Genomic DNA, 17,706 nt, shown 5'->3' on the forward strand with positions numbered 1-17,706 from the left:
CGGCTTTGGCGACGATGGCGTCGATCTGTTCCTGCGTAAATTCTTGCGCCATGACAGAAATTGGGCACAGCGCGGCGACAACCGCCATGGCTAAAGGCAGTTTTTTCACAGTATTCATGGTTATCTCGCTTTAATAATTAATATATTTCAGATAATAACCATCCCATTCTGGCTAAAATAAATAACCAAAATAAGCTGATTTGTTTTTTAGGGTACAGCGACGCCGGAGAATAATATTCTCGCTGACGTTATTCCATATTAATTAACGCTGGTACAGATGGATTAATTCTTCTGAGAACTCGCGGGCCAGCAGCGAATTCATCAGATGATCCTGGGCATGTACCATAATCAGCGTCATAGGCTGACGCGCTTCACCGGCATCCTGCCCGATGAGCTGGGTCTGCATCTGATGCGCCCGGCGGGCGTAGCCGTCGGCCTCATTTAAGAGTAAGCGCGCTTCGTCGATATTTCCGGTTCGGGCTGCATGCAGCGCTTCAAAACATAATGAGCGTGACTGTCCCGCATTAACGATAATTTCCATTACCGCATCTTCTAATTCAATCATGTGTATTCCTGAGGTATTTATTATTTAATAATGCAGTGAAAGTCCATTTTCTGCATTATTACGCTGTCATCTTATTATCTCTCCGGAAGGAGAGGGATTAGCTAACGGTTTCTGCCACTGGAACGCTATTTTTGGCTTTCTCAACTTCGGTTTTCATTAAGGAACGTTCATAGGCGCGCAGGAACGGCAGGTAAATGACCGCCGACATCACCATGCAGATGAGACACATCACCACCGGACTCAGGGTCCAGTTGGCCGCCCACGACGCGCCAATCGGTGCCGGCGTGGTCCACGGCGTCAGCGACACCACCTGGCTCAGCCAGCCAAGACGCGTCGCGCCGTAAGCCAGCACCGCGTTGACCATCGGCACGCAGACGAAGGGGATAAACATCATCGGGTTCATGATGATTGGCGCCCCGAACAGAATCGGCTCGTTGATATTAAAGAAGCTCGGCACAATGCCCATCTTGCCGATGGTGCGCAGATGCGTGGCCCGGCTACGCAGCAGCAGGAAAGCCAGCGGCAGGGTCGAACCGACGCCGCCAATCAGCAGATAGTGATCCCAGAAGCCCTGCAGATAGACGTGCGGCAGCACCGTACCCGCCGCCAGCGCCGCCTGGTTTGCCGACAGGTTGGCCATCCAGAACGGGTTCATAATGCCGGTAACAATCAGTGAGCCGTGGATCCCGGCGAACCAGAAAATCTGGCACATCAGAACGGAGAGCAAAATCGCCGGCAGCGAGTCGGAGGCGGAAACCAGCGGCTCCAGCAGATGCATGATCGCCTGCGGCAGGATCATCCCGGTCTGCGCTTCGATAAACAGGTTCAGCGGATGCAGAGTCGCAATGACCACCAGCACCGGGATCAGGATTTCAAACGAACGGGCGACGCCGGTGGGGACCTCTTTCGGCAGACGAATCGTAATGTTGTTTTGCTTCAGCCACGCATAAACGCGGGTGGAGTAGATGGCGGTGATCAGCGCGGTGAAAATGCCCTGACCGGACAGATACTGAGTGGAAATTTTGCCATCGGCATAGGGCGCGGCGACCAGCAGGAAGGCCATAAACGCCAGCAGACCGGACATTACCGGATCGAGCTGAAACTGACGACCGAGGCTGGCGCCAATGCCGACCGAGATAAAGAAGGTCATCACGCCCATGCTGAGGTTAAACGGCAGCATCAGCTGTTCGCGGTAGTGCTGGGAGAAATCAAGCCAGCCGCGGGCAAAGCCGTTGGTGGTATCGGGTGAAAACGGCGGAAAGATAAATACCAGCATGAAAGAGCCGATGATCATAAACGGCAAGGCGGCAGTGAAGCCATCGCGGATAGCGATAACGTATTTCTGCTGCCCAAGGCGTCCTGCCAGCGGAGTAATAGATTGCTCGATCACGGCAATCATGGACTGATACAGAGAACTCATTTCAACACCTCTCAGTGCGCCGCTGGGATCAGCGACAGAGCATAATTCAGGACGTTGTCTCCCCGCTGCATACCGTAGTCCATCGTATCGATGGGCTGAACAGGAATGTTCAGGGAAGCCGCTTTGTCAGACAGGGTTTTCAACATGTATTTCACCTGGGGGCCAAGCAACACCACCTGATACTGCGGAAACTGCATGTCAAATTCGGAAACGCCATAGGCATCAATCTGCACCGGCAGGTCACGTTCATTCGCCGCCTCCACCATCTTTCTGACCAGCAGACTGGTGGACATCCCGGCAGAGCAGCACAGCATAATCTTGTACATCGACGACCATCCTCAAAATGTAAAAAGTTATTGCGTGGGTGATTTGATATCAGACGGAAACCGGTTTCCATTTATAAAAAGCAGAACTGTGATAGTGGTCAAGATCTCCTGCTTATGGGGCGGATTTATTGGATTTCGCTCACATTATTCTGTCGATTTGGCGATGTTTTGCGCTGAAATGGAAAATCGGTTTCCAAACAAATGGTGAAATGGATATACTGCGCTGGTCACAATTGAAGCGATTCAGGTTTACAGGATTTTGGCGGGACGCGGCGCCCGCGCAGGGGAAAATGATGTCGACAATCAATGATGTTTCACGACTTGCCGGGGTTTCCAAAGCCACGGTGTCGCGAGTGTTGAGCGGCTCACGTGGCGTGAAGGAAGCCAGTCGTCAGGCGGTGCTGCAGGCGGCGGAAGCGCTCAATTACCGGCCAAACATGATAGCCCAGTCGTTGCTCAGCCAGTCCACCGGCTGTATCGGCGTCATCTGCGCCCAGGACAACATCAACCAAACCACCAGCTATCTCTACGCCCTGGAAAAACAGCTCAGCCAGCACCAGAAGCACCTGCTGCTGCGCTTCGCCAACACCAGCAACGGCGTGATGAGCTCGCTGGAGGAGTTGACCTGCGGGTTGTGCGATAACGTGCTGATCATCGGCGCGCGTTTTCCCCTGAATATTAACCGCCCGGACGTGGTGCTGGTGGACTGCCTCGACAGCGAGGGCGACAACAGCATTCAGTTCGATCATGCCTTCGCTGCCGAAACCGCCTGCCACTATCTGATTAGCCAGGGCAGACGGCAGATTGCGCTGATTCATCCGCAGAGCAGCGGCTTTGCCGATCAGGTGCTGCTGGGCTACAAGCACGCGCTGGAAAAAAACTTTTTGCCGTTTAATCGCAACCTGGTGTTTCTGGATAACACCTCGCCGTCGGTGGCGGTCCAGGAGCTGGTCAATAACGCCACGACGCTGAACTTTAACGCGCTGCTGGTGAGCGATGAACAGCAGGCGCAGCGCGTGGTGCCGCAGCTGCAGGCGTTTAACCGCGCCGTTCCGCAAAATGTGATGGTGTTTAGCCTCGCCGGATCGTTACAGCTGCCCGGTATCCCCACCATTCCGGCCATTGAATATTCCATGGACGCGATGGCGTCGCGGATCGTCAACTGGCTGACCGAGAAAACGGACAACCCGGGCGGCAGCCCGCTGCGCGGCGATTTAATTATTCCGAAGCACTGAACACCGCTCTTGCCCTGACCCGCCGCCGTTGGCTGCGGGTTTTTTGCTGGCTGGTTTTTGTCGTATCCCTCACATTATAAATAAAACTCATATCTGACGCCGGGTTTTCGAACCGGACAGCCTGCGTGACCTGCCTTAAGTTGAGTACGAAAGTTCCACTCAAAAAACACTAACCAGAACATTCGTACCGCCTGCTTAAGGAAGTGACCCTATGAATCACATGAACGTTGTCGATGTGAAAGCGTGGATAGATGCCCGTCCGGTCTCGCGCTTTCAATGGAACGTGCTGCTGCTCTGTTTCATCATCATTATGCTGGATGGGTATGACGCCGCGGTGATGGGCTTTGTCGCCCCGGCGCTCATCGAGGACTGGGGCATCAGCCGGGCTGAAATGGGGCCGATTCTTGGGGCGGCCATGTTCGGCGTCGCCATTGGCGCCCTGGTGGCGGGCCCGCTTTCTGACCGCTACGGCCGAAAACGCATTTTACTCTGGTCGGTGGCGCTGTTTGCGCTGTTCAGCCTGGCCGGCGCCGTGGCGCAAAGCCCATCGCAACTGGCGCTGATGCGTTTTCTTACTGGCCTTGGCCTTGGCGCGGTGATGCCCAACTGCGTCACGCTGGTGGCAGAATATATGCCGGAGCGGCGTAAAGGGGTGATGATCACCCTGATGTACAGCGGTTTTAACGTGGGTTCCGGCCTCGGCGGCTTTATCGCCGCCGGGTTGTTATCGCATTACAGCTGGCACTCGGCGCTGATTTTTGGCGGCGTGCTGCCGCTCGTGGTGCTCCCCTTTATGATCGTGATGTTGCCGGAGTCGGCGATGAACATGGTGGCGCGCCGGCTACCGGGCGAGCAGATCGCCAGGGCGCTTAACCGGCTTGGGGGCCAGTTTACGGCGGAAACCGTTTTTCAGTTGAATGCGCCGCCCATCACGCGGAGCAGCAAAGTGGCGCAGCTGTTTCGGCATGGCTATGCCCGCGGCACGATAGCGCTGTGGCTGACCTATTTTATGGGGCTGTTCGTGATATATCTGCTGAACGGCTGGCTGCCAACCATTCTCCGCTCCGGCGGGCTGTCGCTGCAGCAGGCGGCGATGATGACCGGCTTGTTCCAGCTCGGCGGCCCGCTGGGCGGGATCCTTGTCGGTATGCTGATGGATCGTGCTTCGGCGAAAGCCGTGATTGCGGCAACCTATTTCCTCGGCTGCCTGTGCCTGTTGTCCCAGGGGTTGATGGATTTCGGATCGGCGGCGCTGTCGGTGCTGATTTTTATCAGCGGGATGTGCATTAACGGCGCGCAGAACGGTCTGCAGGCCTATTCGCCAGCCTATTATCAAACCGAGATCCGTGCTACCGGCGTCAGCTGGATGCATGGTATCGGCCGTACCGGGGCTATTCTCAGCTCCACGCTGGGCGGGATGCTGATGCTGGCCGTACCGGGAAACTCGTCGATCTTTTTGGTGCTTGCGCTGCCGGCCTGCCTGGCGGGGATCTGTATTTTGTTGCACCGTATGAATCACGCTAAGCCTCGACTCACAGAGGCAGAACTGGACGCTTTGTCATCCCCCCTGGAACACCGATAAGTGGAGTTATCTGATGGCTAACATTCTCGGCGGTATCGCCGTCTCTCATACCCCGACTATCGGCTTCGCGGTCGATCATCATAAACAGCAGGACCCGGCGTGGTCGCCGATCTTCCAGAGCTTCGAACCGCTGCAGCGTTGGCTGGAGGAGAAAAAACCGGATGCGCTGGTGTACATCTTTAATGATCATGTGACCGCCTTTTTCTTCGATCACTATTCGACTTTTACGCTGGGAATCGACAGTCAATATGACGTTGCCGATGAAGGCGGCGGACCACGCTGTCTGCCGCCGGTCCAGGGCAATGCGGCGCTCTCAAGGCACATTGGCGCCAGCCTGATGGCCGATGAGTTTGATATGTCGTTCTTTATGGATAAAAAGCTCGACCACGGCCTTTTCTCGCCGCTTTCGGCGCTGCTGCCCTGGGATGAAGCGCAGGGGTGGCCGACGGCGGTGATCCCGTTACAGATCGGCGTGCTGCAATTTCCGGTACCGAGCGCGCGCCGTTGTTACAAACTCGGCCAGGCGCTGCGCCGGGCAATTGAAAGCTTCCCGGAAGATATCAATGTGGCGATTGTCGCGACCGGCGGGCTCTCGCATCAGGTTCATGGCGAGCGCTGCGGATTTAATAATCCCGACTGGGATGCCCAGTTTGTTGACATGCTGGTTAATGACCCGGAAAAGCTCACCGAAATGACCCTTGGCGAATATGCTGAGCTGGGGGGGATGGAGGGGTCCGAAGTGATCATGTGGCTGGTGATGCGCGGCGCGCTATCAGCCAATGTCACCGAAACCTGGCGCGACTATTACCTGCCGTCGATGACCGGTATCGCCACGCTGATCCTTGAGAACAATGCGCGCCTGCCCCCCGTCGATACCCTGACGCGCCATCGCCAGCATATGGCGCAGCAGCTGGCCGGGGTGGAGAAACTGCCGGGAACCTATCCTTTTACCCACGAGCGCAGCCTGAATGGCTTGCGGCTTAACCGTTTCCTGCATCGGCTGATTGAGCCTGCCTGGCGCGAACGTTTTCTGCAGTCGCCTCAGTCGCTTTATGCCGAAGCCGGACTGAGTGAGGAGGAACAGCAGTTGCTCAACGCACGCGACTGGCGGGGATTGATTCAGTATGGCGCCAGTTTCTTCCTGCTGGAGAAAATGGGCGCGGTGGTCGGCGTATCCAACCTGCATATTTACGCCGCGATGCGCGGGCAGACGCTGGAGGCGTTTCAGCAAACGCGCAACCAACAGGTAACCTATTCGGTGGCGGGTAAACGTTAAACGGTCCCGTCCTGAACCTGCTGATAGATAAAACGCAACAGCGCCTGCGTCGCCGGGGAGGGCAGGCTGCCGGCGCGAAACGTCAGCCCGATACGCCGGGTGGTATCGGGCAGGGGGACCGGCAACACGCTGAGCAGCCCATTGTCAGTTTCAAAACGCATCTGGCTGGCGGAGACCGCCGCCAGCATGTCGGAGTCCTGCAGCAATCCTCTCACCATCGCCGCATCCCCGGTCTCCACCGTCGGTTGGGGCAGCGGCAGCCCCAGGGTGATAAACGCCTTATCCAGCAAATGGCGCGCCGGCGCGTTGGCGCGCGGCAGCACCCATTGCGCGGTCGCCAGCTGGCTGCGCGGATCCGGATGGCGCAGCAGCGGGTGGTTATTACGCAGTAAAATCAACATATCCTCTTCAAATAACGCCTCGCTACAGAGGTCCGGAAGATCTTCATCCTGACGCAGGGCGCCGATAATAAAATCGATATTACCTGCCCGCATATCGGCGACCAGCGACTCATACGGGCTTTCATTGGTCATGAGGGTAATGCCCGGGTGCTGAGCCAGAAAGGCGGCGATGGCGGAGGGCAGTAGCCGGGTCCGGCTCAGCGGCAGGGCGCCAATGCGCACGGTGCCCTCCAGCACCCCGCGACGGGCGGCGATATCGCTCCAGATGTTTTCCAGCTCGTTGAGCGCTCTGCTTACCGGGGGATAGAGTAGCTCCGCGGCGGGCGTGGGGCGCACCCCTTCTGGCGTCCGGCGAAATAGCGCCGAATCCGCCCCTTTCTCCAGGACCTTCAGCGCGGCGCTGACCGCCGGCTGGGTGATCCCCAACTGTTGCGCGACGGTTTGGGTATGGTTGACGTGATAGAGCTGAATAAATATGGCTAACCGGCGGGTATTGAACAGCCAGCCGGCGTCCGCCAGCGGGCCGCTGGTGCGGGTATGGTGTTTCTGCAACAGCGCCGGAATGGCCTGCAGGTCGTCAATCGCCCGCCGGGCGCGCGGCAGGATGCACTTGCCATACTCGGTGGGCACCATGCCGCTGTAATGGCGTTCGAACAGCGTGACGTTCAAGGCGGATTCAAGGTCGCGGATCGCCCGGGTTATCGCTGACTGCGTGCGGAATAAGTCATCGGCCGCACGCGAGACACTGCCGCGCAGCGCGACCTGACAGAAAAAGCGCAGCTGCATGATATTTATGATTTTATCGTGCTTTTTCTTCAGCATGGTTCGTCAGGCCTGAAACAGTGAGTGAGTCGACAACATAAATAAAAATCATAGCCTTCGCAAGTTAACGAATTACCTCCCTGCGACGGGACATGACAAGCTGAAAAAAACAACAGAGGAAGCCATCATGTCTCATCCGGTTAGCGAAAAAAGTGCCCTTGTCGTCAGCGCCCACTCGGCCGATTTCGTCTGGCGTGCGGGCGGTGCGATAGCGCTGCATGCCCTGCAGGGCTATCAGGTCCACGTGGTCTGTTTATCCTTTGGCGAGCGCGGCGAGTCCGCCAAACTGTGGCGCAAAGGCAACATGACCGAGGAGGCGGTGAAGCAGGTGCGTCGCGAAGAGGCGCAGGCCGCCGCTGAGATCCTCGGCGCCAGCGTCGAATTTTTTGATATCGGCGACTATCCGCTGCGCGCCGATAAAGAGACGCTATTTCGTCTGGCGGATGTGTATCGCCGTATCCAGCCCCACTTTGTCCTGACGCACTCCCTGCACGATCCCTATAACTACGATCATCCGCTGGCCTCCCATCTGGCGCAGGAAGCACGGATTATCGCCCAGGCAGAGGGCTATCGCCCCGGCGAGAAAATTGTCGCTGCTCCCCCGGTTTACTGTTTCGAACCGCACCAGCCGGAGCAGTGCAACTGGAAACCCGATGTGTTACTGGACATCACCGCCGTCTGGGAGAAAAAGTATCAGGCCATTCAGTGCATGCAGGGTCAGGAGCATCTGTGGGAATACTACACCCGCGTGGCGCTGCAGCGCGGAGTGCAGGCCAAACGCAATATCGGCATCACGGCCGCGCGCGATATCGTTCACGGCGAAGCCTTCCAGAGCATCTTCCCCCGCGTAACGGAGAACCTGGCATGAACCTGTTAAATAAAAAAGGCCTTGTGATCCGCCACCTGCCGCGCCATGACGAGGCGGTTTTGCGCCGCTGTGAGGCGGCCGGGGTGGCGACGCTCCATGAAGCCTGGGAGCGCCAGGGGCTGATGGGGCCGGTAATCCGTCCGATTCAGCAGGGCGTCAGCCGGGCGGGCAACGCGGTAACCGTGCTGGTGACGCCAGGCGACAACTGGATGTTTCATGTCGCGGTCGAGCAGTGCCGCGCCGGCGATATTCTGGTGGTGGCCCCGACGTCGCCGTGCGGCGATGGCTTCTTCGGCGATCTGCTGGCGACGTCTCTCCAATCGCGCGGCGTGGTCGGTCTGGTGGGCGATATCGGCATTCGTGATTCGCAGACTTTGCGGGAGATGGGATTCGCCGTCTGGTCCCGTCAGGTTTATGCCCTGGGAACGGTGAAAGAGAGCCTCGGTTCGGTTAACGTCCCGGTGATTTGCGCAGGTCAGCTTGTGCAGCCGGGCGATGTCGTGGTGGCCGACGACGATGGCGTCGTGGTGCTGCCTCACGCGCAGGTCCGTGATGTGCTTGATAAAGCGGAAGCCCGCATGAGCAATGAGCTTGCGAAGCGTGAGCGGATGCGCCATGGCGAGCTGGGGCTGGATATTTACGCGATGCGCCCGCGTCTGGCGGAAAAGGGGCTGCGGTATTATGACCGCGCAGACGAGGTGGAGGAATAAATGGCGCAACGCGGAATCCCCTGTCTATGGATGCGCGGCGGCACCTCGAAGGCAGCCTGTTTTCTGGCCGACGATCTGCCTGCCGATCCGGTGCAACGTGATGCGGTGCTGCTGGCGGTGATGGGCTCGCCTGATCCCCGGCAAATTGACGGGATCGGCGGCGCCGATCCGCTGACCAGTAAAGTGGCGATTATCCGCCGCTCCGCACGGTCTGACGCCGATGTGGACTATCTGTTTGCCCAGGTGAACGTGGCGGCGGCCACCGTGGATTACGGCCAAAACTGCGGCAATATTCTTGCCGCCGTTGGCCCTTTCGCCATCGAGCGTGGTCTGGTTCGCCACGATGCGCCGCTCACTCGGGTGCGTATTTATATGGAGAACACGGGGCAACTGGCGGTGGCAGAGATCCCCTGCGATGCCGACGGGGTCGACTACGCCGGCGAGAGTCGTATCGATGGCGTGCCGGGCAGCGCCAGCCCGATCCTGCTCCATTTTCTTGATGTGGCGGGCTCCAGCTGCGGGGCGCTGCTGCCGACCGGCCGGGTTCGTGACCGTTTTGACGGCGTTGAGGTGACCTGCATCGATAACGGTATGCCGGTGATCCTGTTGCGCGCTTGCGACCTCGGTTGCACCGGCTATGAGACGCGCGAACAGCTGGATAATGACGATGCGCTTAAACGTCGCCTGGAGTCGATTCGCCTGCAGGCCGGGCCGCTGATGCAGCTTGGCGACGTCAGCCAGCGCACGGTGCCCAAGATGACCCTGATCGCCGAACCGCGACACGGCGGCGCCATCAGCAGCCGCACCTTTATCCCGCACCGCTGCCACGCGTCAATCGGCGTGTTTGGCGCGGTGAGCGTGGCCAGCGCTTGTCTGCTCCCCGGCTCTGTCGCGCAGGGCCTGGCGCAGGTAGCGCCAGGCGATACGCCGCTGCTCAGCGTTGAGCATCCGACAGGCGAATTTAGCGTAACGCTTCAGCTTGATGCTGACGGCGCCCTGGCTGGCTGCGGCCTGTTACGCACGGCGCGATTGCTGTTTGCTGGCGAGGTTTTTATTCCGGCCCGCGTCTGGCCGCGTGAGGAGTAATGATGACGATCGCGTTTATTGGTTTTGGCGAGGCGGGTGGCATTCTGGCGGCGGATCTGGCCCGTGAGAATACGGTGACCATGTGGGATTGCAAGCTCAATGGCCCGGCGCGAGAGGCGATGGGCAAAAAAGCCCGTGACTCGCGCGTTCAGGTGGGAAGTTCGCTGGCGCAGGCGCTGGAGGGGGCCACGCTGGTTTTTTCTACTGTGACCGCGGGTGAGGCGCTAAAGGTGGCGCAGCAGGCGGCCGCGCTGCTGCAGCCGGGGCAATACTTCCTCGATCTCAACTCCGTGGCGCCGGAGACGAAACGGCAGGCGGCTGAACATTTTCTGCCCGGCGCCTACATCGATGTCGCGGTGATGGCGCCGGTACCGCCGGCCCGATTGCAGACACCGTTATTGATCGGCGGGCCACAGGCGGAGGCGATCGCGCCGCGTCTGCAGGGGCTGGGGCTGAATGCCCGCTATGGCGCCAGTACGGTGGGCCAGGTGTCGGCGATAAAAATGTGCCGTAGCGTGATGATCAAAGGTCTTGAAGCGCTCACCACAGAATGCCTGTTCGCGGCCCGTGAATATGGCGTCGAGGAGGAGGTGCTTAGTTCCTTGCATCATAGTTTCCCCTCTCTGGGCTGGACAGGAGCGTTCCCCGACTATCTGATCAGCCGGGTGGCGGAACATGGCATTCGGCGCAGCGAAGAGATGGAAGAGGTGGTGAAAACCCTGCGTGACGTGGGGAGCGCCGGGATAATGAGCGAGGCGATCGCGAAAAGCCAGCGCCAGCTGCCGGAGCAGATGGCCGCCCGTAGCCTGAGCTACAGGCAGCTGACGCCGTTTGACTGGAAAACGCTGGTCGCCAGGCTGAAATAACCGCTATTTGGCCGGACAGACGATTTTGTCGATTGCGGCCTGGTAGCTTTTTTGGTTATTGCGCTCTTTCGCCAGCGTTGCTTCGCGGACCGCGTTCTTGTTACCGTCGGTCGCCAGCACTTTATTGGCAAAATCGTTATCGCTGAGGTGGCTTGCTGGCGCACATTTTTCCTTCACCGCTTTGAGCACCAGCTGTTTTTGCTGTTCGAACTGCAGGCTTTGCAGCGGTGATTCGGCCCACGCCGACGTGGCGCTCAGGGCGGTGACCAGGCATACCATCCAACATGCTTTCATCAGGCTTCTCCTTCCGTAATCGCTTCCGTCAACTATATGCGCAGGCGCGAAAACACGCAAATAGTGGTCAGTTTAACTTATTGAAAATGCAATTTTTATCGCCTGCTCAGGCGGCTCTCACCCGCCGCCGCGAGTCGATGGCGATCAGCACCACCGACGCGAGGATCAGCAGAGTGCCCAGCCAGTCCGGCAGCGTGAAGGTGATCCCCAGCAGCAGGAGCGACAGCAGGGCGCTGCTCAGCGGTTCGGCGCAGCTGAGGATCCCGGCCTTCGCGCCGCCAATTTTCTGCGCGCCGTTAAGATAAAGGCTGAAGGTCAGCGAAGTACCGATCACCACCAGGTAGAAAAAGGCTAACAGCAGGCTACCGTTCACCACAAAATCGGTGCCCTGGCCGCCGTAAAACGGCAGCAGCATCGCGCCGCCGAACAGCATGCTCCAGCCGACGATCGGCAGCGTCCCGTAGCGGGCAATCAACGTCGAGGGATAGGTGGTATAAAACGCGGCGGCAAACGCCGAGGCGATCCCCCAGAACAGCGCCGCCGGCGAAATCGACAGCGTCGTTGGGTTGCCGTGGGTCACCAGCAGAAAGGTGCCCGCCAGCGAGGTGCAGATAGCTCCCAGCACCAGCGGAGTGGGACGCGCTTTGCGGGCGAGGGCGAACCAGGCGACGATGATCGTAGGCGACAGAAACTGAAGCACCGTGGCCGTGGCGGCATTGGATTTTTCAATGGTCATCAGAAAGGTGAACTGCACGGTTAGCGCGCCAAACAGCGAGAAAAACAGCAGGCTGAGGGCGTCGCGGCGGTTTTGCAGCACGCGGAAAATGCGGTCGCCGTGAACAAAGCCGAGCATCAGCAGGATCAGCCCGGCGAACAGCAGACGCGTCATGGTCAGAAACGGCGACGACATCTGGCTTTCCTGCATAATAAACTGCGCACACACCCCGGAACTGCCCCACAGCACGGCGGCAATCAGTACGTTCAGCATCCCTTTTTTGCTGGAGCCCATCTTTTCCTCAAGCGAAATATGACAAAGGGGAATCATAGCATGCGCCAGCCCGGGCGGCGGGGCAGGAAATGGTAGTCGGGCGCGGCGGCGTAACGATGTTGCAGGCCCGGTAAGGCGAAGCCGCCACCGGGCACTACCCGACAGTCGCGTTCTAGCTTAAATCGACATTTTTACTGCCGAATAGCCAGGTGAGGACAAAGCCGCACAGGTAGGAGACCGCCAGCCCGCCGGCGTAGACCGCCATCCCGGCGTAAATTCCGCTGCCGGAGGTCATCAGCGGCAGCGCCACCAGCCCGGATGGGCCGAACACCGTGTTCAGGCCGACCGGCAGCCCCAGCCAGGCGATCAGTCCGACGAAGAACCCGCCGCAGGCGCCGCCGAGGCAGGCGGTGACAAACGGCTTCATCCGCGGCAGGGTGACGCCGTAGATCAGCGGCTCGCCAATCCCGAGGAAGCCCGGAATAATCGCCCCTTTAATCTGGGTTCGCAGCAGCGAATCGCGCTTCGCCCGCCAGAATAGCGCCAGCGCCGCCCCCACCTGCCCGGCCCCGGCCATCGCCAGGATCGGGAACAGCGAGTTAAAGCCCTGGGCGTCCACCAGCGCAAAATAGACCGGGACAAACCCCTGATGGACGCCGAACATCACCGCCAGCAGGAACAGGCCGGCCAGCACCGCCGAGCCAAACGGGTTGCCGTTAAGATGCAGGAACAGCCACGACATGCCGGTAAACAACCAGCCGCCAATCGGCATGATCACCGTAAAGGTCACCGCGCCCATGATCAGCAGGGTCACCGCCGAAGTGAGGATCATATCGAGGTTGGCCGGCATTACCCGCCGCACCTGGCGTTCAACCCACGCCCCAAGGATAGCGGCGATCAATACGCCGATGATATTGCCGCGCGGATCGATGCCGTGGCCGAAGAAGGTGGAAATGCCGGCGTAGAAGCCGCTGGTCGCCTCTGGGTTGTAGCCCAGCACGAACAGCGAGGCGATAATTGCGCCGTTCACGCCGGAGCCGCCGAACGCCTTCTGCGCGTTATAGCCAATCAGGATACTCAGGAAGGTGAACATCCCTTTGCTGAAGACCTTCATATAGCCAATCAGCGCTACCAGGCTGGCGTTCGGATGGGCGTTCTCCAGCACGAAAACCTGTTCCGCCAGGGTGGCGAAGCCCAGCAGCAGCCCGACGGCGATAAAGCCGGGGATCAGCGGCGTAAAGATGGTGGCGAATTTGGCGAGAAATTTCTGCACCGCGCTGGTCTGCTTGCCCTTCAGCGCCTGCTTTTTCTCTGCCGCGACGTCGGCCAGCGACGGCGCGGCGGGCGCCTCCTCCAGCAGGACGTTCATCATCTCGGCGGCGGTTTGCGCCTTGCCGGGGCCGAGCACCACCTGGAACTGCTCGTCGCTGACGATCACCCCCATTACGCCGTCAATCTGGCGGATGGCGGCGCTGTCGGCCAGACTTTCATCGCGCAGGGTCAAGCGCAGGCGCGTCATGCAGTTGCCCGCCTGCGCGACGTTTGCGGCGCCGCCTACGTGGGCGAGGATCCGCGCTATCATCTCTTTCGTTATTTTTGCCATTGCCCGTTACCTGTCTGTCGGCGCTCAGGTGTTGCTGAGCGCCTTGCGGATATAGCCGTTGTTTTTTGCCAGCAGCGACTGCGCGTCTTCGGCGCTTAAGTCCGCCAGCACCATCACGATCGCCGTTTTACAGTGGCGGCCGCAGGCCTCCAGCGCCTTCCGGGCAGTGGGGCGATCGCAGTCGGTCGCCTCCATCACGATAGAGACCTGGCGCTCAATCAGCTTGGCGTTGGTCGCTTCGACGTCGACCATCAGGTTGCTGTACACCTTGCCGACGCGGATCATCGCCCCGGTGGAGATCATGTTCAGCACCAGCTTCTGCGCGGTACCGGCTTTCAGACGGGTAGAGCCAGTGACCACTTCCGGGCCGACCACCGGGGTGATCGCCACATCCGCCAGCTGGGCCATTTCGCCATGCGGGTTACAGCTGACGATGGCGACAAAGGCATTCTGACTATGGGCGTATTCCATGGCGCCAATGACGTACGGCGTGCGTCCGCTGGCCGCCAGTCCCACCAGCACATCGCGGTGGCTGAAGTTCAGGTTCTGCAGATCCATCGCCCCCTGCGCTTTGTTGTCTTCCACGTTTTCCACGGCGCTGAGAATCGCTTTATGTCCGCCGGCGATGATCCCCACCACCTGCTCCGGGCGGGTGCCGAAGGTTGGCGGGCATTCGCTGGCATCGAGGATCCCCAGACGCCCTGAGGTACCCGCGCCGATATAAATCAAGCGGCCACCGGCCTGCAGCGCCGTCGCGACCTTATCCACCACCTCGGCAATCTGCGGCAGATAGGGCGTAATCGCCTGGGCTACCTGCTGGTCTTCCTGGTTTATCACCGTCAGCATGTCGAGGGTGGAGAGGGTGTCAATGTTGGCGCTGTTGGCGTTGCGTCGCTCGGTCAGCAGTTTGCTCAGGTCGATACTCATAGAAACCTCGTTATTCTCAGTGGCGCGCAGTATAAGGAATTATTTATTCCTTGCCTGTGAAGAGTATCACGATTAGTACGCGGAGAATAATAGGAGAATGGTAGGTATGGCGGGAAATAGTGCGGTAATAAATCTGGAATATTTTATTACCGCAGCAGGAGATTAGCGCGCGCTGCGCGGTTTGCTGAGGCCCAGCAGCAGCGCCAGCAGGTAGCAGATGGCCATCGCGAGGCTCATTTTCAGCATCGTTTCACCGCCGAGGCCTGCCAGCGGCGCGGCGATGCCGCCGAAGACAAACATCAGGGTGCCCATCAGCGCGGACGCGGTCCCGGACTGCGCGGCATCGACGGCGCTCATCGCCTCCGCGCCAGCGACGGTGCTGATGCCGCTCATCAGCGACACGGTAAAGAACAGGCCGACCAGCGCCAGCACCGGCAGCTGCAGCCAGGCAAACAGCAGCATGATCGCCGCACAGCTCACCGCCAGCGTCAGGCCGCCGCGCAGCAAGCTTTCGGCGCTAAAGCGGCGCGCCAGGCGGGAAAAGATCATCGCCGCGATAATCAGCCCGATACCGTTCAGACCGAACAGCAGGCTGAACTGCATGGCGCTCATGCCGTATTCGCTTTGCATCACGAAGGAAGAGGAGCCGATGTAAGAGAACAGCCCGGCCATCATAAAGGCCTGAATCAGGCAGAAGCGCAGAAAGCGGCGATTTTTCAGCACCGGCTGGCCGCGTTGCTGGCGGGCGGCATGCGTTGCTGTGGCCGGGCGCGTTTCCCGCAGGATCGTCAGGCTCATCACCAGCAGCACGCCGCCGATGGCGGCCATCGTCCAGAAGAGAATTCGCCAGTCGAAGGCGGTGATAACGTAGCCGCCCAGCACCGGGGACAGCACCGGCGCAATGCCGTTCACGGTCATCAGCAGGGCGAAAAATTGGGTCAGCAGGGTGCCCTGGTATTTATCGCGGGCGATGGATCGCGACAGCACCGAGCCGCCGGCGCCGGCGAAGCCCTGTAAAAAGCGCCAGACAATCAGCATGTTGATATCCCGGGTCAGGGCGCACATCGCCGAAGCAAAGATAAACAGCAGCAGAGACAGCGCCAGCGGTTTCAGGCGGCCAATGCGATCGCTCAGCGGGCCGAAAAACAGCTGACCCAGGCCGAGGCCAATCAGCGCGGCGGTCAGCGACAGCTGGGTCTGGGTGCTGGTGGCCTGCAGCTGCTGAGTGATCTCCGGCAGCGCCGGCAGATAAAAATCCGTGCACAGCGGGCCGATACCCGACAGCAGGCCGAGGATCAGCGCCCAGGAGAGGGAAACACGTGGCATAACGATTCCTTACAGAAGCCGGGCGCGGCCGCCCGGCGGGTGAAATTAACTGGCGCCGCCGCCCAGCGACTGCCAGAGGGTGATCCGGTTATTGAGGTCGGTCTGCTGCAGGGACAGCAGCGTCGTCTTCGCCGACCACAGCGTGCGCTGGGCCGTAAGCACCGACAGATAATCGCCGACTCCGGCCTGATAGCTCTTCATGGCGATATCCAGCGATGTCTGCTCGGCGGCGACGTACTGCCGCTGGGCATCGAGCTCTTCGCTCAGCGTTTCCCGGCGCGCCAGCGCATCGGCAACGTCCTTAAAGGCGCTCTGAATCGATTTCTCGTAGGTGGCGATCAGCCCCTTTTTCTCCGCTTCCGCATAGCGCAGCTGCGCCAGGTTGCTGCCGCCGGTGAACAGCGGCAGGCTGATGGAGGGGGCGAACGACCACACCTGCATCCCGTGGCTGAACAGCGACGACAGCGAGTCGCTGCCGACCCCGGCGCTGGCGGTCAGGGAAATCGACGGGAAGAAGTTCGCCCGCGCCGCGCCGATATCGGCATTGGCGCTCTTCAGATTGTGCTCCGCTTCCTGAATGTCCGGCCGGCGCAGCAGCACCGACGACGACACGCCCGCCGGCACCAGCGCGATGCTGTTATCCCCGAGACTCTCGAGGGTGCCGGGCAACAGGCTCTCCGGCACGGTTTCCCCCGCCAGCAGGTTAATGGCGTTTTTATCCTGCGCCACCAGCGTGCGATAGCTGGCGACGCTGGCGCGCGCCTGCTGATAGACGCTTTCCGCCGAGCTTACATCGCCGGCGGAAGCGGTACCCACCGCCATCTGGCGGGCGACGATGTTGCGCGAGTTTGCTGCGCTGTCCATGGTCTGCTGCGCCAGCGCCAGATTGCTGTTATCCGTCGCCAGCGTTACCCAGGCGGTGGTCAAATCGGCAATCATCGTCAGCCGGGTATTCTGCGCGGTGAATTCGCTGGCAAGCCAGGTTTCGCGCGCCGCGCGCGACAGGCTCTGGTTCTTGCCGAACAAGTCCAGCTCGAAGCTGGAGACCGCGCCGTCGGCCTGCGAAGCGGAGCTCAGGCCGCTGGCTACCGTTTTGCTGCGGGTATGGCTCAGCTCGGCATCGACGGTAGGAAACAGCGACGCCCGCGTCTCGCCGTACTGGGCGCGCGCGGCCTCGATATCGGCCAGCGCTTTTTGCACATCGCGGTTGCTGTTTAGCGCGATGCTGACCACTTTTTTCAGCCGCGCGTCATTGACCACTTTCTGCCAGTCGCCGACCACCGCCGTCGATTCGCCGTGCGCCCCGGGCAGGGTGGCCGGCACCGGCGCGGCCGGGCGATCATAATGCGGGTCAAGCGAGACGCAGCCCGCGGTCAGGAGCGCGATAAACATAAAACTCAAACGAAACATA

Annotated in this window: 17 protein-coding genes and 1 pseudogene; 7 read left to right on the top strand and 11 right to left on the bottom strand. The window is 59.9% G+C overall.

The features are described 5' to 3' along the window. The 4 genes and pseudogenes from HMPREF3142_RS09850 to HMPREF3142_RS09865 all read right to left on the bottom strand — a co-directional run. A pseudogene (locus tag HMPREF3142_RS09850) lies at positions 1-118 on the bottom strand (maltoporin); the annotation flags it as partial. 144 nt (positions 119-262) lie between these two features. Continuing rightward, positions 263-565, bottom strand: coding sequence for a PTS lactose/cellobiose transporter subunit IIA (locus HMPREF3142_RS09855; RefSeq protein WP_002923158.1), 303 nt, complete (start codon positions 563-565; stop codon positions 263-265). A gap of 97 nt (positions 566-662) precedes the next feature. Next, on the bottom strand, positions 663-1,985 hold the full coding sequence (locus HMPREF3142_RS09860; protein ID WP_002923156.1) for a PTS cellobiose transporter subunit IIC: 1,323 nt from the start codon (positions 1,983-1,985) through the stop codon (positions 663-665). A gap of 11 nt (positions 1,986-1,996) precedes the next feature. Then, positions 1,997-2,311 carry a PTS sugar transporter subunit IIB gene (locus HMPREF3142_RS09865; RefSeq protein ID WP_004145041.1) on the bottom strand — a complete coding sequence of 105 codons (315 nt, stop codon included), beginning with the start codon at positions 2,309-2,311 and terminating at the stop codon, positions 1,997-1,999. Positions 2,312-2,604: 293 nt separating this feature from the next. Here HMPREF3142_RS09865 and HMPREF3142_RS09870 point away from each other — a divergent pair, with 293 nt between their 5' ends. From HMPREF3142_RS09870 to HMPREF3142_RS09880, 3 genes are all read left to right on the top strand, one after another. Further along, positions 2,605-3,546, top strand: a complete 942-nt coding sequence (locus HMPREF3142_RS09870) for a LacI family DNA-binding transcriptional regulator (RefSeq protein ID WP_032691298.1) — start codon at positions 2,605-2,607, stop codon at positions 3,544-3,546. 211 nt (positions 3,547-3,757) lie between these two features. Further along, positions 3,758-5,128, top strand: coding sequence for an MFS transporter (locus HMPREF3142_RS09875; RefSeq protein WP_070612029.1), 1,371 nt, complete (start codon positions 3,758-3,760; stop codon positions 5,126-5,128). 13 nt (positions 5,129-5,141) lie between these two features. Beyond that, a complete protein-coding gene (locus HMPREF3142_RS09880; RefSeq protein WP_008806772.1) occupies positions 5,142-6,404 on the top strand; it encodes a gallate dioxygenase in 1,263 nt (420 codons plus the stop codon). On the opposite strand, the gene HMPREF3142_RS09885 is transcribed toward HMPREF3142_RS09880, so the two are convergent. After that, entirely contained in the window at positions 6,401-7,627 is a 1,227-nt protein-coding gene (locus tag HMPREF3142_RS09885) for a LysR family transcriptional regulator (protein WP_016162005.1), read from the bottom strand. The two genes, HMPREF3142_RS09880 and HMPREF3142_RS09885, sit on opposite strands and share 4 nt — an antisense overlap. 127 nt (positions 7,628-7,754) lie before the next feature. Between HMPREF3142_RS09885 and galB the strand changes: the two genes are divergently transcribed. The 4 genes from galB to HMPREF3142_RS09905 are packed head-to-tail and all read left to right on the top strand — an operon-like array spanning position 7,755 to position 11,157. Next, positions 7,755-8,495 (top strand): 4-oxalmesaconate hydratase, encoded by a 741-nt coding sequence (gene galB, locus HMPREF3142_RS09890; RefSeq protein ID WP_008806774.1) that lies wholly within the window; start codon positions 7,755-7,757, stop codon positions 8,493-8,495. Beyond that, complete coding sequence (locus HMPREF3142_RS09895) at positions 8,492-9,205, top strand: 4-carboxy-4-hydroxy-2-oxoadipate aldolase/oxaloacetate decarboxylase (RefSeq protein ID WP_070612031.1); 714 nt, start codon at positions 8,492-8,494, stop codon at positions 9,203-9,205. The genes galB and HMPREF3142_RS09895 overlap by 4 nt, the downstream gene beginning before the upstream one ends. Next, positions 9,206-10,291, top strand: a complete 1,086-nt coding sequence (locus HMPREF3142_RS09900) for a 4-oxalomesaconate tautomerase (RefSeq protein WP_070612032.1) — start codon at positions 9,206-9,208, stop codon at positions 10,289-10,291. Between the two features lie 2 nt (positions 10,292-10,293). Further along, the gene (locus HMPREF3142_RS09905; RefSeq protein ID WP_070612033.1) at positions 10,294-11,157 is read left to right on the top strand and encodes an NAD(P)-dependent oxidoreductase; all 864 of its coding nucleotides are present in this window, start codon (positions 10,294-10,296) and stop codon (positions 11,155-11,157) included. 3 nt (positions 11,158-11,160) lie between these two features. On the opposite strand, the gene HMPREF3142_RS09910 is transcribed toward HMPREF3142_RS09905, so the two are convergent. The 6 genes from HMPREF3142_RS09910 to eefC all read right to left on the bottom strand — a co-directional run bounded on the left by HMPREF3142_RS09910 (position 11,161) and on the right by eefC (position 17,705). Beyond that, positions 11,161-11,451, bottom strand: a complete 291-nt coding sequence (locus HMPREF3142_RS09910) for a YicS family protein (protein ID WP_023298372.1) — start codon at positions 11,449-11,451, stop codon at positions 11,161-11,163. 106 nt (positions 11,452-11,557) lie between these two features. Next, complete coding sequence (locus HMPREF3142_RS09915) at positions 11,558-12,460, bottom strand: DMT family transporter (RefSeq protein ID WP_002923118.1); 903 nt, start codon at positions 12,458-12,460, stop codon at positions 11,558-11,560. 151 nt (positions 12,461-12,611) lie between these two features. After that, positions 12,612-14,042, bottom strand: a complete 1,431-nt coding sequence (murP, locus tag HMPREF3142_RS09920; RefSeq protein ID WP_032736563.1) for a PTS N-acetylmuramic acid transporter subunit IIBC — start codon at positions 14,040-14,042, stop codon at positions 12,612-12,614. Positions 14,043-14,066: 24 nt separating this feature from the next. Next, positions 14,067-14,969, bottom strand: a complete 903-nt coding sequence (gene murQ, locus HMPREF3142_RS09925; protein WP_012967024.1) for an N-acetylmuramic acid 6-phosphate etherase — start codon at positions 14,967-14,969, stop codon at positions 14,067-14,069. Positions 14,970-15,131: 162 nt separating this feature from the next. Then, positions 15,132-16,295: a multidrug effflux MFS transporter gene (locus tag HMPREF3142_RS09930; RefSeq protein WP_016162000.1), complete on the bottom strand. Its 1,164-nt coding sequence runs from the start codon at positions 16,293-16,295 to the stop codon at positions 15,132-15,134. Between the two features lie 45 nt (positions 16,296-16,340). Continuing rightward, a complete protein-coding gene (gene eefC / locus HMPREF3142_RS09935) occupies positions 16,341-17,705 on the bottom strand; it encodes a multidrug efflux RND transporter outer membrane subunit EefC (protein WP_004889164.1) in 1,365 nt (454 codons plus the stop codon). Position 17,706: the final 1 nt, after the last annotated feature.

The sequence above is a fragment of the Klebsiella sp. HMSC16C06 genome, assembly GCF_001808325.1.
GTDB lineage: Bacteria > Pseudomonadota > Gammaproteobacteria > Enterobacterales > Enterobacteriaceae > Klebsiella > Klebsiella variicola.

Bases quoted from the DNA above. Each gene is read 5' to 3' on its own strand.
- HMPREF3142_RS09855 (WP_002923158.1), bottom strand. From the start codon at position 565: ATGATTGAATTAGAAGATGCGGTAATGGAAATTATCGTTAATGCGGGA.
- HMPREF3142_RS09860 (WP_002923156.1), bottom strand. From the start codon at position 1,985: ATGAGTTCTCTGTATCAGTCCATGATTGCCGTGATCGAGCAATCTATT.
- HMPREF3142_RS09865 (WP_004145041.1), bottom strand. From the start codon at position 2,311: ATGTACAAGATTATGCTGTGCTGCTCTGCCGGGATGTCCACCAGTCTG.
- HMPREF3142_RS09870 (WP_032691298.1), top strand. From the start codon at position 2,605: ATGTCGACAATCAATGATGTTTCACGACTTGCCGGGGTTTCCAAAGCC.
- HMPREF3142_RS09875 (WP_070612029.1), top strand. From the start codon at position 3,758: ATGAATCACATGAACGTTGTCGATGTGAAAGCGTGGATAGATGCCCGT.
- HMPREF3142_RS09880 (WP_008806772.1), top strand. From the start codon at position 5,142: ATGGCTAACATTCTCGGCGGTATCGCCGTCTCTCATACCCCGACTATC.
- HMPREF3142_RS09885 (WP_016162005.1), bottom strand. From the start codon at position 7,627: ATGCTGAAGAAAAAGCACGATAAAATCATAAATATCATGCAGCTGCGC.
- galB (WP_008806774.1), top strand. From the start codon at position 7,755: ATGTCTCATCCGGTTAGCGAAAAAAGTGCCCTTGTCGTCAGCGCCCAC.
- HMPREF3142_RS09895 (WP_070612031.1), top strand. From the start codon at position 8,492: ATGAACCTGTTAAATAAAAAAGGCCTTGTGATCCGCCACCTGCCGCGC.
- HMPREF3142_RS09900 (WP_070612032.1), top strand. From the start codon at position 9,206: ATGGCGCAACGCGGAATCCCCTGTCTATGGATGCGCGGCGGCACCTCG.
- HMPREF3142_RS09905 (WP_070612033.1), top strand. From the start codon at position 10,294: ATGACGATCGCGTTTATTGGTTTTGGCGAGGCGGGTGGCATTCTGGCG.
- HMPREF3142_RS09910 (WP_023298372.1), bottom strand. From the start codon at position 11,451: ATGAAAGCATGTTGGATGGTATGCCTGGTCACCGCCCTGAGCGCCACG.
- HMPREF3142_RS09915 (WP_002923118.1), bottom strand. From the start codon at position 12,460: ATGGGCTCCAGCAAAAAAGGGATGCTGAACGTACTGATTGCCGCCGTG.
- murP (WP_032736563.1), bottom strand. From the start codon at position 14,042: ATGGCAAAAATAACGAAAGAGATGATAGCGCGGATCCTCGCCCACGTA.
- murQ (WP_012967024.1), bottom strand. From the start codon at position 14,969: ATGAGTATCGACCTGAGCAAACTGCTGACCGAGCGACGCAACGCCAAC.
- HMPREF3142_RS09930 (WP_016162000.1), bottom strand. From the start codon at position 16,295: ATGCCACGTGTTTCCCTCTCCTGGGCGCTGATCCTCGGCCTGCTGTCG.
- eefC (WP_004889164.1), bottom strand. From the start codon at position 17,705: ATGTTTCGTTTGAGTTTTATGTTTATCGCGCTCCTGACCGCGGGCTGC.